The 14719-nt window shown below is 65.6% G+C and carries 15 protein-coding genes and 1 pseudogene; 10 read left to right on the forward strand and 6 right to left on the reverse strand.

Translation table 11 applies throughout. The features are described from left to right. Positions 1-29: 29 nt before the first annotated feature. Together ACKFR8_RS02150 and ACKFR8_RS02155 are read left to right on the forward strand one after the other, a co-directional pair. Positions 30-1028, forward strand: coding sequence for an NAD(P)H-dependent glycerol-3-phosphate dehydrogenase (locus ACKFR8_RS02150; protein WP_296133826.1), 999 nt, complete (start codon positions 30-32; stop codon positions 1026-1028). 21 nt (positions 1029-1049) lie between these two features. Next, positions 1050-2121: pseudogene (locus tag ACKFR8_RS02155) on the forward strand (D-alanine--D-alanine ligase family protein). A gap of 15 nt (positions 2122-2136) precedes the next feature. On the opposite strand, the gene ACKFR8_RS02160 reads toward ACKFR8_RS02155, so the two are convergent. Then, on the reverse strand, positions 2137-3039 hold the full coding sequence (locus ACKFR8_RS02160) for a DUF3515 domain-containing protein (RefSeq protein ID WP_408930472.1): 903 nt from the start codon (positions 3037-3039) through the stop codon (positions 2137-2139). A gap of 125 nt (positions 3040-3164) precedes the next feature. On the opposite strand from ACKFR8_RS02160, the gene ACKFR8_RS02165 reads away from it, so the two are divergent. The 8 genes from ACKFR8_RS02165 (at position 3165) to ACKFR8_RS02200 (ending at position 11092) form a co-directional block, all read left to right on the forward strand. Continuing rightward, positions 3165-4118: a thiamine-phosphate kinase gene (locus ACKFR8_RS02165; RefSeq protein ID WP_408930473.1), complete on the forward strand. Its 954-nt coding sequence runs from the start codon at positions 3165-3167 to the stop codon at positions 4116-4118. Then, complete coding sequence (locus tag ACKFR8_RS02170; RefSeq protein WP_306506883.1) at positions 4115-4762, forward strand: uracil-DNA glycosylase; 648 nt, start codon at positions 4115-4117, stop codon at positions 4760-4762. The genes ACKFR8_RS02165 and ACKFR8_RS02170 overlap by 4 nt, the downstream gene beginning before the upstream one ends. Positions 4763-4772: 10 nt before the next feature. Next, the gene (locus ACKFR8_RS02175; protein WP_408930474.1) at positions 4773-6188 is read left to right on the forward strand and encodes a DAK2 domain-containing protein; all 1416 of its coding nucleotides are present in this window, start codon (positions 4773-4775) and stop codon (positions 6186-6188) included. Positions 6189-6191: 3 nt separating this feature from the next. Continuing rightward, a complete protein-coding gene (locus tag ACKFR8_RS02180) occupies positions 6192-8288 on the forward strand; it encodes an ATP-dependent DNA helicase RecG (protein ID WP_408930475.1) in 2097 nt (698 codons plus the stop codon). Between the two features lie 71 nt (positions 8289-8359). Then, complete coding sequence (gene rsmD / locus ACKFR8_RS02185; protein WP_408930476.1) at positions 8360-8935, forward strand: 16S rRNA (guanine(966)-N(2))-methyltransferase RsmD; 576 nt, start codon at positions 8360-8362, stop codon at positions 8933-8935. 4 nt (positions 8936-8939) lie between these two features. Next, a complete protein-coding gene (coaD, locus tag ACKFR8_RS02190; protein ID WP_296133811.1) occupies positions 8940-9416 on the forward strand; it encodes a pantetheine-phosphate adenylyltransferase in 477 nt (158 codons plus the stop codon). 20 nt (positions 9417-9436) lie between these two features. Next, complete coding sequence (locus ACKFR8_RS02195) at positions 9437-10192, forward strand: sulfite exporter TauE/SafE family protein (protein ID WP_296133809.1); 756 nt, start codon at positions 9437-9439, stop codon at positions 10190-10192. A 45-nt stretch (positions 10193-10237) separates the two neighbouring features. Then, positions 10238-11092, forward strand: a complete 855-nt coding sequence (locus ACKFR8_RS02200) for a PPK2 family polyphosphate kinase (RefSeq protein WP_408930477.1) — start codon at positions 10238-10240, stop codon at positions 11090-11092. Positions 11093-11132: 40 nt separating this feature from the next. Here ACKFR8_RS02200 and ACKFR8_RS02205 read toward each other — a convergent pair whose 3' ends face one another. From ACKFR8_RS02205 to ACKFR8_RS02225, 5 genes are all read right to left on the reverse strand, one after another. Beyond that, positions 11133-11615: a hypothetical protein gene (locus ACKFR8_RS02205; protein ID WP_296133805.1), complete on the reverse strand. Its 483-nt coding sequence runs from the start codon at positions 11613-11615 to the stop codon at positions 11133-11135. Between the two features lie 2 nt (positions 11616-11617). Next, positions 11618-12184 carry a hypothetical protein gene (locus ACKFR8_RS02210; protein ID WP_408930478.1) on the reverse strand — a complete coding sequence of 189 codons (567 nt, stop codon included), beginning with the start codon at positions 12182-12184 and terminating at the stop codon, positions 11618-11620. Next, positions 12184-12714: a YbjN domain-containing protein gene (locus ACKFR8_RS02215; protein WP_296133802.1), complete on the reverse strand. Its 531-nt coding sequence runs from the start codon at positions 12712-12714 to the stop codon at positions 12184-12186. Before ACKFR8_RS02215 ends, ACKFR8_RS02210 begins: the two co-directional genes overlap by 1 nt. After that, a complete protein-coding gene (locus ACKFR8_RS02220) occupies positions 12707-13210 on the reverse strand; it encodes a YbjN domain-containing protein (protein ID WP_296133800.1) in 504 nt (167 codons plus the stop codon). Before ACKFR8_RS02220 ends, ACKFR8_RS02215 begins: the two co-directional genes overlap by 8 nt. Positions 13211-13292: 82 nt before the next feature. Next, positions 13293-14645: a TIGR01777 family oxidoreductase gene (locus ACKFR8_RS02225; RefSeq protein ID WP_296133799.1), complete on the reverse strand. Its 1353-nt coding sequence runs from the start codon at positions 14643-14645 to the stop codon at positions 13293-13295. Between the last annotated feature and the right edge of the window lie 74 nt (positions 14646-14719).

A 14719-nucleotide genomic window follows, 5' to 3' on the forward strand; every position in this document is an offset into this window, starting at 1 on the left:
AAAACTCATCACAGAGAGGCAGGCTCGGCATGCTCAAGGTTGCGGTTATGGGTGCGGGTTCCTGGGGAACCACGCTGGCGAAGGTCTTCGCAGACGCCGGTAACGAGGTGCGGCTGTGGGCTCGCCGCGCCGAGTTGGCGGAGGCCATCAACACCCGCCACGAGAACCCGGACTACCTGCCGGATCTGCCCCTTCCGGAGTCCATCGTGGCCACCACGGAGCCGGAGCAGGCGCTTCGTGACGCCGCCATCGTTATCTTTGGCGTCCCCTCCCAGACCCTGCGCGGCAACCTGGAAAAGTGGGCCCCGCTCTTGCCGGAGGACGCCACCCTGGTGTCCATCTCCAAGGGCGTGGAGAAGGATTCCCTGAAGCTGATGAGTGAGGTCATTGCGGACGCGGCAGGTGTTGAGACCAGCCGCATCGCCGCGCTGTCTGGCCCGAACCTGGCCAAGGAGATCGCCCAAGAGCAGCCCGCCGCCACGGTGATCGCCTGCACGGATACCCAGCGCGCCGAGACGGTGCAGCACGCCGCTGCCGCCCCGTACTTCCGCCCCTACACCAACACTGACGTTATCGGCGCGGAGATCGGCGGCGCCTGCAAGAACGTCATCGCGCTGGCGTGCGGCATGGCCTCTGGAAAGGGGCTGGGCAACAACACCATGGCCACCATCATCACCCGCGGCCTGGCAGAAATCACGCGCCTGGGCGTGGAGTTGGGGGCGGACCCGTTTACGTTCTCCGGGCTGGCTGGCATGGGTGACCTTGTGGCCACGTGCAGCTCCACGCTGTCGCGCAACCGCACCTTCGGCTACCGCCTGGGCCAGGGCGGCACGCTGGAGGAAGCCAAGGCCGCTACCAACGGCCAGGTGGCCGAAGGCGTTGTCTCCTCCGACTCCATCTACCGCCTAGCCCAGCGCGCGGGCGTGGAGATGCCGATTACCCAGGCCGTCTACGGTGTGTGCCACCGCGGAGTGAGCGTGGACGAGATGATTGTGGCTCTGATGGGTCGCACCAAGAAAGCGGAATAATACCGAGTAAAGTTGCCCGGTATGACTGAAGCGAAACCTGTGCGCGTTGCCGTAGTGTACGGCGGCCGCAGCTCCGAGCACTCGGTGTCCTGCATCTCCGCCGGCGCCATCATGGCTCACCTTGACCCTGCAAAGTACGAGGTGCTGCCCATCGGCATCACCCAGGAAGGCACCTGGACCCAGGGCACCCGGGAGGGGCTGGCTATCGTGGACGGCCGCCTGCCTGAGGTAGAGCTGCAGGACGAACTTGCGCTGTCCCTCAACCCGTCGACGCGCGGGCGCATCCACAACGTCACCCGCCACGAGCACTACGCGGAGGTGGACGTCATCATGCCCGTCCTCCACGGCCCTTATGGTGAGGACGGAACCGTTCAAGGCCTTTTCGAGCTCTCTGGCATCCCGTATGTCGGTGCGGGCGTACTGGCCTCCGCCGCCGGCATGGATAAAGAGTTTGCCAAAAAGCTCCTCGTAGCCGAGGGACTGCCCGTCGCCCCGCAGGTGGTGCTGAGCGGCGAGACCTCGCTGGATGAGGAGCAGAAGGAGCACTTGGGGCTGCCGGTGTTTGTCAAGCCCGCCCGCGGCGGCTCCTCCATTGGCGTGTCCAAGGTGGCGTCTTGGGAGGACTTCGGTGCGGCGGTGAAGCTGGCCTACGAATCTGATGACAAGGTGCTAGTGGAGCCGGAGATCAGCGGCGCGGAGGTCGAAGTCGGCGTCCTCGAGCACCCGGATGGTAGCCTCCAGGCCTCCGTGCCCGCCCAGCTTTTGGGCACTACGGACTCGGACGAGGGCTTCTACGACTTCGATGCCAAATACATCGACGAGGGCGTGTCCGCACAGAATCCCCGCTCCGCTGGGTGAGGGGCGCAGCGCCGAAATCCGCCAGCGCGCCGTGGAGGCTTTCCGCGCGCTGGGTGCTGCAGGTTTGTCGCGCGTGGACTTCTTTGTCACCGAGGACGCCTACTACATCAACGAGATCAATACCTTCCCCGGCTTCACCCCGATCTCGATGTACCCGCAGGTGTTCGCGGCAGTGGGGGTTAGCTACGAGGAGCTGCTCGATACGCTGATTCAGACCGCCCTGGCACGCGGCTAGTTCCCCGCGGCCGAGCTACTGCTCCGGAGTGGCCTCCGTGAGGGCGTTGCTCAGCCGCACCAAGGCGGAGTTGGCGGCGTCCTGCGGGGCAGACAGCGCGAGGTCGTCGGCGCGGCCCAAGGCGAACCATGTGCCTGCCGTCGTGCCCTCCGCGAGCGTGGTGTCCTCGAACCACGGTACGTCGTTAACCTGCTGCAGCTGCACGCCCGCGCGGTAGTTTTCCGGGGCGGCCACGCCGCAGCGCACCACGATTTCTTCGCGGCCGGGGGCGCTGTAGACCCACGTGTCCTTTCCGCCCGCATCGGTGCGGCGGGAATAGCCGTCGGCGATCTCTGCCGGTAGCGCCGCTTCCAAGTCTGGGCACATGTCATTGGGCCCGGACGCGAGCTGGGACAGGGGAGCCGCGTGCGGTTTCTGGTCCTCGGCTTCCAGCTGCTGGAGGGCATCGCCCAGGCCCTCCGGAGCATTCTCGCCCGTGGCCGTCACCGCGACGACGGGGGAGCGATGCGTGGTGTACCACGTGGTGAGATCGGAGCCGGGGGTGGCATCGATTATCCGCAGCCACTGCTCGCCCTCCACGTCCACCGGCTGGGAATATTCGGTGTACTGCTGCGGCAAATCGACGCCGCAGCGCAGCGTGACCTTGTCCTCCGACGTCGAAGCCCAGGCGGCGGCGCCGGCGGGAGCGGGGTCCGCCAACTCCGCGCGCGGGTGGTCTAAGAGCTTGTCCGGGAGTGCGCCCACCAACGCTGCGCACTCCGGGGATTCCGCCTCCTTCGAGGGCGTGGGCGGAAGCGCCACTGGCTGCTGGGCGGCGGAGTCAAAGACGTACTTAGCGCCAAAAATAACCGCCAGCACCATCGCGAGGGCGAGCCCGAGTGAGATGTAGATGGCAGTGCGGTTAAATTGGGTATCCATAGGCGCATATCGTAGCGCCCCCGGCTGAGACCACAACGCCGGGGGCGTGGTCGGCAGCGCTCAGCCAGTAACCCAGTAACACTGCCACAATCACAGCCACGAACTATGTAAGGGAGGCCGCGGGTTTGTCCTACACGCTGGAACAAGCGGGAGAGTCGCACGTCATTCATGAAATCGTCGCTGCGGCACCAAGCGCGCTCAACGGCGACGACGCAGCGGTGCTGTACCCGGCCGCACCCAATTCCCGGGCAGTGGCGTCAACGGACATGATGGTGGAGGGCCGGCACTTCCGTCGGGACTGGTCAACCGCCGGCGAGATCGGTCAGAAGTCCATCGTGCGCAACTTCGCCGATATCGAGGCCATGGGTGCGCGGCCCACCGCGGCCTTGTTGGCGATTGCGGCGCCAGGGGATACCCCGGTGGACTTTGTGCGGGGCATTGCGGAGGGCATTGCGGAGCGCTGCGCGGTGTACAACGCGGAGCTGGTAGGCGGTGACCTGACCCGCGGAGACACTCTTGTCATCACCGTTACGGCCCTTGGCTCCCTGGGCGGCAGCGGCGCCCCGCTCACCTTGGACAAGGCGAAGGCAGGGCAGAAGGTAGTGGCCCACGGCGGGATTGGGTACTCGGCCGCGGGCTTGGCCCTACTGGAGCGCTTCGGCCGCGCCCTGCCGCCTGAGCTGGAGGACCTGTGGCCGCTGATCGATGCCCACTGTGCCCCCACCCTCACCCCGGGGCGCGGTGTCATTGCGCGCGCGACGGGGGCGACGTCCATGACGGATAACTCGGACGGGCTCGTTCCTGACTTAGGCTTGATGGCCCGCCGTTCGGGGGTGCGCATTGACCTTGACCAGGCGGCGATTGGGCCCGATCCGCTGCTCGCTTCAGCCGGCGCTGTGCTCGACGTCGACCCGTGGGAGTGGGTGCTTACCGGCGGAGAGGATCACACCCTGCTCGCGACCACCTACAACGCCGTGCCCTCCGGTTTTCGGGAGATTGGGCAGGTGTGCCGCGGCACCGGGATAACCGTCGACGGTAAAGAAGCTCGCTATACCCAGGGATGGGAGGCAACGGCATGAGTCTCATTGATACGTCCGGAATTCATTACTCGTGGATGCCCCACATCCGCCCGGCCTTAGAAGAGCACCTCCCGCGGCTCCAGGAGGAGCTCGGCTCCGACTACCTGCCGCCAGCCGAGGACGTCTTCGCGGCCTTCTCCCTGCCCCTTGACCAGGTGCGGGTGCTCATCGTGGGCCAAGACCCCTATCCCACGCCGGGGCATGCTATGGGTCTGGCCTTTTCCACCCGGCCGGGCGTGGCAGCGCCGCGTTCGTTGCAGAATATCTACGCCGAGCTTGGCGACGACTTAGGCCTGCCCGGCCGCGCCGACGGGGACTTGCGGGCCTGGTTCAACCAGGGCGTGCTGCTTCTCAACCGAGTGCTCACCGTGGCGCCGGGGCAGGCCGGATCGCATCGCCGTAAGGGCTGGGAAGCCATCACCGAGGCGGCCATTCGAGCCTTAGCCGGCCGCGATATCGTGGCGATTCTGTGGGGGCGGGACGCCCAGGCCTGCCAGGCCTTCTTGCCCGGCGTGGAGTGCATTACCTCCCCGCACCCCTCGCCGCTGTCGGCCCGGCGCGGCTTCTTCGGCTCCCACCCGTTTTCGCGGGCCAACACGGCCCTGGAAGCCCGGGGCGTGCCGGCGGTGGACTGGCGCTTGTAAACTGGCCCTCATGTCTTATCCCGCCGAGTTGGACGCGCAGGGCCTGCACCAGTGGGCCGCGCGCACCGTGGAGGAGCTCACGCGCCGCCGCGCTGACATCAATTCGCTCAACGTCTTCCCCGTGCCCGACTCGGACACTGGTTCCAACATGCTGCACACCATGGAGTCCGCGCTGGAGGAGGCGGATAAGTGCACCGATCCCACCGCCGTGGCCGAGGCGCTCGCTATCGGTTCGGTGCGCGGCGCGCGGGGTAACTCCGGCATGGTGCTCTCCCAGGTGCTGCGCGGTGTGGCGGATGCAACCACGCAGTCCCGAATCGACGGCCACGTGCTCGCTGCCGCGCTGGGCCTCGCTGTGGATTTGGTGGACCGGGCCCTCGCTACTCCGGTGGAGGGCACCATCATTACCGTGCTCCGCGCTGCAGCCGAGGCGGCTAAGGAAGCCTCCCTCAAGCCGCACGCCGAGCTCTACGGCATCGCCGTTCGCGCGCTGGAGGCCGCCCGTGTGGCGCTGGAGAATACCCCGTCGCAGCTTCCTGCCCTGCGGGAGGCCGGGGTGGTCGACGCCGGCGGTGCGGGCTTGGTCATCCTCCTCGAATGCCTGCTGGCGCAGCTTACCGGTGAGCAACCAGCAGAGCTGCCGCTACGCGCGGGCGGCCCGGAGCATAGTGCCGTTGCACAGGTGGAGGAAACGGACAGCGCTCAGGCGGCGGAGATCGAGGTTGTCTTCTTCTACGAGGGCGACCTGGGGGCGCTCGAAGAGGCCCTGAAAACCATGGGAAATAGCCTGGTCATCGCGCGGTCCACGGAAGATTCCGGCAGCGTGCACATCCATAGCGCGAATGCCGGGGCCGTCATCGAGAAGGCCTTCTCCCTCGGCAGTGTCAGCGGCCTGCGCCTCGAGGCTCTTCCGGCCGGCGGCGCCGACCACGCCGCGGGTGATTTGCGCGGTTCGGATCAGCGGCGCATCTTTGCGGTGGCACCGGAGGGCGCGGCAGGGGAGCTCTTTGCCAAGGTCGGGGCGGACGTGCTCAAACCCGGCGCGAGTGTGCACGGCGAGAGTGACCGCGACCTTTTCCTGCCCAATGGGTTCGGCGGCGAGGCCGGCGCGGCCGCCATCATCCCTACCCACTCCCTGGTGGCGGGGCTGGCGGCGATGTCCGTCTACGAGCCCGGCAACCCGGACACCGCGGAGGTCGTTGCGGCGATGGGGGATGCGGCTACCTCCATGCGCGTGATACACCCCGCGGCGGAGAAGGCGGATGCTGTCGAGACCGCGTGTGCCACGCTGCTAGCCCAGGGCGGCGAGCAGGTTACGGTGCTCACCGGCCTGGATCTCGGCGAAGAGGACTTAGCCGCGCGCCTGGGCGTGGACGTGGCGGTGCTACGCGTGCCTGGCCTGCGCACTGAGATCGGGGTGGAGTAGAGCGTGCTGGGCTGGCAAGACGAGCGCGCGCTGACAGAGGTGCTGCCGAAGAAGGACGCCACCGCGCTCAAGAAGGCCTTCGGCTACACCACGTGCGGTGAGCTACTGAGCCACTATCCGCGGGACTACATCCGCCACAACAAGGACGTCGGCCTGGCCGGCGCGGAGGAGGGGGACTACGTCACCATCACCGGCGTCATTGAGGAGGTACGCGTCCGCCACACGTCCAAGGCCATGGTGTTTACCCTCTACATGGAAAGCGGCATTCAGGCCTCCTTCTTTAACGCGTACTACGTCCAGCGCGCGCTGGGCCGTGGCATGCGCGTCATGCTGTCTGGCAAGCTGAAGTACTTCCGCGGCCAACCCAGCCTCCAGCACCCGGATTTCCTCATCCTCGATCCTGGCCGCTACCAGAACTCGCAGAGCCCCACCAACGCCGGGCAGGCAACCGGCTCGCTGAAAAGACTGTCGCAGTTCGGGTCCTTGGAGACCTTCCTCCAGCGCGAGTGGATTCCGGTGTACCCGGCCAGCGGCAAGGTCACGTCCTGGTACATCATGGGTGCCATCCACAAGGTCTTAGAGAACACCCCGCCTATCCCGGAACCGCTGGATTACCGCATGATGGTCACGCTGGACCAGGCAGTACGGGAGATTCATGAGCCGGGGGACCGCGGGCCGGAGCGGGCCATCCAGCGCTTGAAGTACAACGAGGCGCTGTCGATCGGGCTGGTCATGGCGCTGCGCCAACGCGACGTCAAGGGGCGCACGGCCACAGCTATGCCCGCCATCATCGATGGCTACCGCGACGAGCTGCTCACCGATCTGCCCTTTGCGCTTACCGACGGCCAGCGCCGCGTGATCGGAGAGATCGACGCAGATCTGTCCGGAACGGTCCCCATGATGCGCCTACTGCAGGGCGAGGTCGGTTCCGGCAAGACGCTGGTGGCTACCTGCGCCATGCTGCAGGCGGTCGACGCGGGCAAGCAGGCCGCGTTGCTGGCGCCGACGGAGGTGCTGGCGGCGCAGCATGGGGCGTCGATAAGCGCCAGCGTCCCCGAAGGGGTGACCGTGACCGTCCTGACCGGTTCGATGAAGACCGCGGAGAAGCGCCAGGCGTTGCTGCAGATCGTCTCCGGCGAGGCCGACATTGTCATCGGCACCCACGCACTCATCCAGGACACCGTCGAATTTTTCGACCTCGGCCTGGTTGTCGTGGACGAGCAGCACCGTTTCGGAGTGGAGCAGCGCGATAGTTTGCGCACCAAGACCCGGGAGGGAACCAGCCCGCACCTGCTCGTCATGACCGCCACCCCAATCCCGCGCACCATCGCCATGACGGTGTTCGGAGACCTCGCGGTCTCCACGCTCAAGGAGCTGCCGGGCGGGCGCAAGCCAATCCTCTCCGCCGTGGTACCGGAGTGGAAGCCGGAGTGGGTCCGCCGCGCCATCGAACGCATCCGGGAGGAAGTGGACAAGGGCCACCAAGCTTACGTGGTCTGCCCCCGCATCGAGGGCGACGGCGGGGTGGAACAGCTCTCCGTGCAGCTGCGCAACCTGCCCTTCCGGGGCCTGAGTGTGGAGATGCTGCACGGCAAGATGCCGGACAAGGACGAGGTTATGGCCGCCTTCGCCCGGGGAGAGATCGACGTGCTGGTCGCCACCACGGTGGTCGAGGTGGGCGTGGACGTGCCCAACGCCACCGTTATGCTCATCCGCGAGTCGGAGAACTTCGGCGTGTCCCAGCTCCACCAGCTGCGCGGCCGCGTGGGACGAGGCGGCAACGCCTCGGTGTGCCTGTTGCATACCCTGGCTGAGCAGAACACCAAGTCCTATCGGCGAATCGCCGCCATCGCGGACACGCCCTCCGGCTTCGACCTGGCGGAGCTGGACCTGCAGCAGCGCCACGAGGGCGACATCCTAGGCACGCTGCAGTCCGGAACGAAGCGCACGCTCAAGCTGTTGGATCTCAGCCACGACCGCGAGATTGTGGAGCGCACCCATGGCGATGCCGCCGCGCTGGTGGAGCGAAACCCTGCGCTAGCGGAAGAGCTCACGCACAACCTTACCGCCGATGAGCAGGGATTCCTGGAGAAGAATTAGCCGGCCCCTGCGGGGCGCGGGTAGCTTGCGCAGCAAAGGCTCGGCGCAGGGGGTGTTATAGGGTAGAGGCCATGACCAGAATCATCGCCGGGGACGCGCGCGGACGCACCATCAAGGTGCCAGAGTCAGGGACGCGGCCCACCTCCGATCGCGCCCGCGAGGGCCTGTTCTCCTCCCTCGATGTCCGCTGGGGCTTTAACGACTCCCGGGTGCTTGACCTGTTTGCGGGCTCCGGGGCATTGGGGCTGGAAGCAGCCAGCCGTGGCGCCGAGGAGGTCGTGCTGGTGGAACATAGCCCTGCAGCGGTGAAGGTGATCCGCCACAACATTGGCGTGGTCAAGCACCCAGGCGTAGAGGTCCGGGAGATGAAGGCTTCTTCGTACTTGGCCACCGCGCCGCGCGGCTACTTCGACATGGTGCTCGCGGACCCGCCCTACGCCTTTGAGGACGTGGACGACCTAGTAGCTGCCATCGAGCCAGTGCTGGAGGATGCGGCCATTGTGGTGATCGAACGCCACGTGGATTCGCCCGCCACACAGTGGCCCGAAGGTTTTGAACCCACCGGCCAGAAGCTGAAGAAGCGTACCTTCGGGATCGCCCGCTTCGACATGGCTATCTACCACCGACCGTCCGCTGAGGAGGACTAGCACCATGCCCACCCACGCCGTATGCCCCGGATCCTTTGACCCCATCACGCTGGGCCACGTGGACGTCTTTACCCGTGCCGCTGAGCTTTTTGACAAGGTCACGGTGCTGGTCACCGCCAACCCGGATAAGCCCTCCGGCCTGTTCACGGTGGAGGAGCGAGTAGACCTTATCCGGCAGACTGTGTCCGCGGACATCGAGGTGGATTGGTGGAGTGGCCTGTTGGTGGACTACACCAGCGCCCACAATGCGGACACGATTGTCAAGGGCCTGCGCTCCTCCCTGGACTACGAGTATGAGCTGCCCATGGCGCAGATGAACCGCCGCCTGTCCGGGATCGATACTGTCTTTTTGCTCACGGACGAAAAGTACGGCTACATCTCTTCTTCCTTGTGCAAGCAGGTAGCCAAGTTCGGGGGCGACGTCACGGGCATGTTCCCAGAACCCGTGGCCCAGGCCGTCATGGACCGCTACCGCGACTAGGCAGCGGGAGTGACAACGAGGTGGGCGTACTTCTTATCCCGCTGATCATCCTGGCAACCGTCACCGTCGGTTCGTGCCTGCAGCGCGTCTCCGGAATGGGCCTAGGGCTCATCGGCGGACCTATTTTGACGCTGTTGCTGGGCCCGGTGGAAGGCATCATGGTCATCAACGTGTTGGCCTGTATCAACGCCGCGCTGACCACGTATTCCATGCGGGAGCACGTCAAGTGGTCCCAGTGGCTGCGGATTGGCCCGTTTATGGTTTTAGGCTCCATCCCGGCAGCCCTGCTCATTGCCCGCATTGATACCGCCATGCTGCTGGTCCTCGTGGGCGGTGCGCTGCTCGTGGCTTTGGGGGTGGTGAGCTTCGGACGCCGCTTCGTTCCTGAGCTCCATGGCACTGGGCCGGCCATCTCCGCGGGTATCCTCGGCGGCTTCACCAACACCCTGGCCGGAGTGGCGGGGCCAGTCATCACCGTCTACGCGCAGGCCGCGCGCTGGCCGCAGTCCATGTTGGCCGCCACGCTCCAGCCGTGCTTTTTCATCGGTGGACTCTTCTCCGTGCTGACGAAGTACTTTCTTGGTGCGGGTGGCTTTGCGGGCCTGCACTGGCTGGTGTGGCCCTGCGGCATCCTCGGCATGTTCATCGGCATTCAGGTGGGAACGCGCATTGCCAGCCGGGTGCCCAGGGAGAAAGCGCGAAAGCTCTCGCTGTCCGTGGCCAGCCTCGGCGCCGTCAGCGCCCTCATCCGCGGCCTCACGAGCCTCGCGGCGTAAAAGAAACGACCGTCGCGGGTCCGGCGTGATGGGTAGGGTAGGCCCATGGCGAAATTCAAGATCGAAGACGCACTCACCCTGCGTGCAGGAAATCACTTCCAGATCGACTCCGTGGATCCCGCATCCACTCCCGGCTTCGACGGGGACAAGGACGAACTAGACGCACGTTTTAGCAAGTACGACGACGAGTTGTACGAGCTGCAGGAGCGGCTCTTTGCCAACGGGCGCAGCTACGGCGAGGACGCGCCTGCCGTGCTCATTGTCCTGCAGGGCATGGACACCTCCGGCAAGGGCGGTGCCATCCGGCACGTACTGAGCACGTTTGACCCGCAGGGCACCACCACTGTGGGGTTTGGAAAGCCCACGGAGGAAGAGCTCGCACACGACTTTTTGTGGCGCATCCGCAAGCACGATCCGCAGCCCGGACAAATCGTGGCCTTCGACCGCTCACACTACGAGGATGTGCTCATCCAGCGGGTGCACGAGTGGGTCGACGAAGAAGAAGTAGATCGCCGCATCGAGGCTATTCGTGACTACGAGCTGGAGCTCACCGCGCGCGGCGTCAAGGTGATCAAGGTCTTCCTGCACCTATCCAAGGAAGCCCAGAAGGAAAACCTGCTCGAGCGCACCGAGCGAGCGGACAAGTACTGGAAGTACAATCCCTCCGATGTGGAGGAGCGTGCGTACTGGGATGACTACATGGCGGCGTATCAGGACGCCATCCAGCGCACGGACGAGAACTACGCGCCGTGGTACGTCATCCCCACGGACAATAAGAAGTACGCCCGCATGGCGCTGAAGTTCCTCATGGTCGACGTATTGCGCCACCTTGACCTGGAGTGGCCCGCCCCCGACTTCGACCCCGAAGCCGAGCGCCAGCGCATCGAAGACGCTGACTAGTCGCTGATGAGGCGCCGACTACACGCCGGCGCCGCGCAGTCTACTCGCCGTCCTTGTCCGCCAGCTCGCGGGCGGTGGCGTTGAAGGTGTCGAGCACCGAGAGCAGCGCGTTCTGGGCCGCGATGATGGCGAGGTTCAGGGCGTGGAAAAGCTGATCGTCGCTCAGACCCGCCGCGGTGACAAAGCAGGCGTCACCACGCAGCTCCACCTCGCCCGCTACCACGCCGACGAGCGCGCGGCCGTCAAAAGCGCCCGTGTTGAACTCGTTGCACAGCACGTGGAAGAGGGACGCGATCTCCGCGTCGAGCTCCGTGGGGAGCACGCATTCTATGCGGACCAGGCCGTCGTCTACGGTGACGACCCAATCCAGATCGTTGAGGCGGGCTACTGCCGCGGACTCGTCCTCCGGATGCGCGGTGGCTGCCATGTCGAGCTCCGCGCCGTTGAGGAGCGTGAGCACGCGGTCACGGGTGACCGCCGGCAACTGGGACCCAGCAATGATGTCGTACGGATCAACACTCATGTTTAGCTCTCTCCTTCAACGTCGCCGTCATCGTTCCATGTCACAGCCTGCGGAAAACGCTGCGCCACCACGTCGAAGACCTCGGCAAAGCTCGCCAGTGAGCTCAGCAGGAACTGACCCAACTGGGCCAGGGAGAGGCCTTCGCCCACCGCCATTGCCCGGTTGGCACACAGCTGAATCTCGCTAGCGGCGGCATCGCGCGAGCCGCCGGCCTCGGCGGAGCTATCGTCCGCCAGGTAGCTCAGTGTCGGGGCCACGCTGGCCCAGTTGATCTCTGCCACGGCGGCGGCGACCTCCTTTTCCGCGGAGGCGGGAAGAGTTCCTTCCCACGTGGCAAAAGCACTGAGCGTTTCGCCTTCCTCATCCACGTCGCAGTGCACGGCGATGTGTGGCACACCGGTCTGCAGCACGCGGTGTGCTCGTGCTGCTTCGCCATCTGTACCTTGTACCGCAACATCCGCGTCGTCGGGCAACGGCGCTTCGATGATGGCGTAGTCAGCGTCAATCAGCTCGCACAGCTGCGCCAGCCGCTCAATAGTGACGGGTTCGATGGCGTGTAGGTCCGCCACTACTGTGCACCCTCGGTGTTAGCGGTGCTCTCGGCGCTATCAGCGCCTGCCTCAGCAGCGGACTCGGAGCCCAGCTTCGCCATCTCTTCGGCGGCGGCGACCATGGCGTTCTGGGCATCAATGACGCCGTCGACCGAGCGCTTCAGGGCATTAGCCAGCTGCTCGTCGTTCATGCCGGCCGCGCACGGAATATCGGCTTCGGTACGCACCAACAGCGTGCCGTCGAAGTCAGCGATGACGGCGCGGGCGCCCATGGACACGGAGTTGATCTGGTTGGCGGCCAGGAAGAGGCCGGCATCGGCCTTGGCGTACTCCACGTCCGTCGGCACGTCACAGCGCACGATGGCCACGGTGTCCAGCACCGCGAACATGCAGGGCAGGCCGTTGAGGTTTGCCGTAGCGGCATCGTCGCGGCCAGCGACGCGCTCCAACTCGATATCGAAGGTCTTCATGCCCGCGATGATGCGGTCCAAGGTCACGTCCGGCAGAGCGTGCGGGTCGGCGTTCTGATCAGCAAATGGATTAGTCATGGTTGTGCTCCTCCCAGGTCACGAGCTGCGGGTACTGCTGTTCAATCCACGCGAAGGACTGCAAGATGGCATCGAGCGTGGACATGACGAAGGCGCCCACCTGGTTGCGGGAGGCGCCGTGGGTGACGTCGAGCTCACGCGCGCCGGAGACCGCCAAGGCGTTGTCCGGGGCCTCGAAGAAACGGAACGTCGGCGTGAAGTGGTCCTGATTCCAGGCGTTGATGTGCATGAGCAGTGCCGGGGCCTCGCTCGAGGGCACGGAGCCGCGCCAGACCGAATCGACGATCAGGCGGTTATCGATCAGCTGAAAGGCAATCGCAGCGTTGGAGAAACCGGTGCGCAGGAGGGTGACGGTCTTGTCGTCCTTGACCTGCTGTTCCTCAATGCGGTACTCCAGCTTCTCCGAGTCGAAGATCTCTGCGATGCGCTCCAGGGTCACCTCTTCAATGGGGGTATCCGGCAGCAGCGTGCGCTCGGTGGGTTGTTCTTCAGTCACTGTTAATTCTCACTCACTTCGTCTAAATACTTCTCTTTCGTGTGTGTACCGTCCCGACAGTACCGGAGCGGCCGGACACGGATCAGAGCGAGGGGAGAGCGCAGAGGGATTCGCCACCTAGTTCGTGGGCTAGCGCCTTGTCTATCTCGGTGTAGCGGAACACGTGGCCTAGGCTTTGCAGCTTCGCAGGCAGCACCTTTTGGTTGGCTAGCGCCAGCTCACGGGCACCTTCCTTGCCCAGCAGCAGTGCTGGGCCGAGGTCGGGCACGGGGACCAGGGCCGGGCGATGCAGCAGCGACCCCAACGCATCGACAAACTCCCGGTTGCGCACCGGAGTGGGGGAGACCGCGTTGATGGGGCCTTCCCACGCCGGATCGAGGGCTGCGCGCACGTACATGTCTGCCAGATCGTCTTGGGTCACCCAGCTGTACCACATGGACCCGGTGCCGAACGGGCCGCCAAGCCCCGTGTTAAACAGCGCGCGCAGCAGTGGAAGTACGCCGGCGTTGCCGGATTGGACGATGCCCGTGCGCAGCGACACCACGCGGGTGCCGGCCGCGCGCGCCGGCTCGCAGGCCTGCTCCCAGGCCTCGACGACGTCTGCGAGGAACCCCTCGCCGCGGTCAGATGCTTCCGTAAGCTCCTCCTCACCGCGGTCCGCACCGTAGAAGCCGATGGCGGAGGCGCAGACCATGGCGCGCACGGAGTCGGTCTCGGCGGCACGCTGAGCCAAAAGCCGGGTAGGACCCACGCGCGAATCCCGGATCGCCTGCTTATGGGAGTCATTAAAACGCCCGAAAATGGGCTCACCAGCGAGGTGAATCAGCACGTCGACGCCCTCTAAGAGGTCCCTGGCCGGCAGGGTGGGGCGCCACAGGCGCTCGCCCGCACCTGGGGTGGCGCGCACCAACGGGATGACCGTGTGACCCAGCGTGCGCAGCTGCGCGGAGACCGCTTGGCCGATAGTGCCGTGGGAGCCGGTCAGCGCAATGGTGAGCGGCCGGGCGTTGAGAGCGCCGAGGCGCTTTGTGAAGCGAAAGTCCTCAATGAGCTGGTGCTGCCGGTAGGCAAACATCCTCTTCACTGCCGCGGTAGGCACACGCGTATCCACGTCGTCGGTGATCAGCGTGCCTTCCGGATGGTCCGCAAAGCGGTGCTCGTGGCGCCACTTAGACAGCGTGCGCAGGGGTGCGTGGACGCACACGTCGGCGAAGGAGCGCTGCGGCTGAAAGTGGGTGAGATCGTGGCGCGCCACCCACTTCAGGCCGCCGGGAAGTCCGAGGATGGAGATTCCGTCAGCCAGCGAATCTGCCTGCGCGATGGGCGTCATGGGGCCAAACGGGGCGTTGAGCCGATTCAGCGCCCCGGGCCGGGTGTGCCACTCCCAGACCTCGTCGCGTGGGGCGGGGACTACGTGTTGAAACGTGAAACTCAAGAAGAACACCTGCCTCGACTAGTTGTGGAAACGGTTCGTGCCGCCATGCGCCGGTGCTTCTCTGTGCCTCTCTG

The organism is Corynebacterium axilliensis, assembly GCF_046097495.1.
Taxonomy (GTDB): Bacteria; Actinomycetota; Actinomycetes; order Mycobacteriales; family Mycobacteriaceae; genus Corynebacterium.

Coding starts and splice junctions, on each gene's coding strand:
- ACKFR8_RS02150 (WP_296133826.1), top strand. CDS start 30: ATGCTCAAGGTTGCGGTTATGGGTGCGGGTTCCTGGGGAACCACGCTG.
- ACKFR8_RS02160 (WP_408930472.1), bottom strand. CDS start 3,039: ATGGATACCCAATTTAACCGCACTGCCATCTACATCTCACTCGGGCTC.
- ACKFR8_RS02170 (WP_306506883.1), top strand. CDS start 4,115: ATGAGTCTCATTGATACGTCCGGAATTCATTACTCGTGGATGCCCCAC.
- ACKFR8_RS02175 (WP_408930474.1), top strand. CDS start 4,773: ATGTCTTATCCCGCCGAGTTGGACGCGCAGGGCCTGCACCAGTGGGCC.
- rsmD (WP_408930476.1), top strand. CDS start 8,360: ATGACCAGAATCATCGCCGGGGACGCGCGCGGACGCACCATCAAGGTG.
- coaD (WP_296133811.1), top strand. CDS start 8,940: ATGCCCACCCACGCCGTATGCCCCGGATCCTTTGACCCCATCACGCTG.
- ACKFR8_RS02200 (WP_408930477.1), top strand. CDS start 10,238: ATGGCGAAATTCAAGATCGAAGACGCACTCACCCTGCGTGCAGGAAAT.
- ACKFR8_RS02205 (WP_296133805.1), bottom strand. CDS start 11,615: ATGAGTGTTGATCCGTACGACATCATTGCTGGGTCCCAGTTGCCGGCG.
- ACKFR8_RS02215 (WP_296133802.1), bottom strand. CDS start 12,714: ATGACTAATCCATTTGCTGATCAGAACGCCGACCCGCACGCTCTGCCG.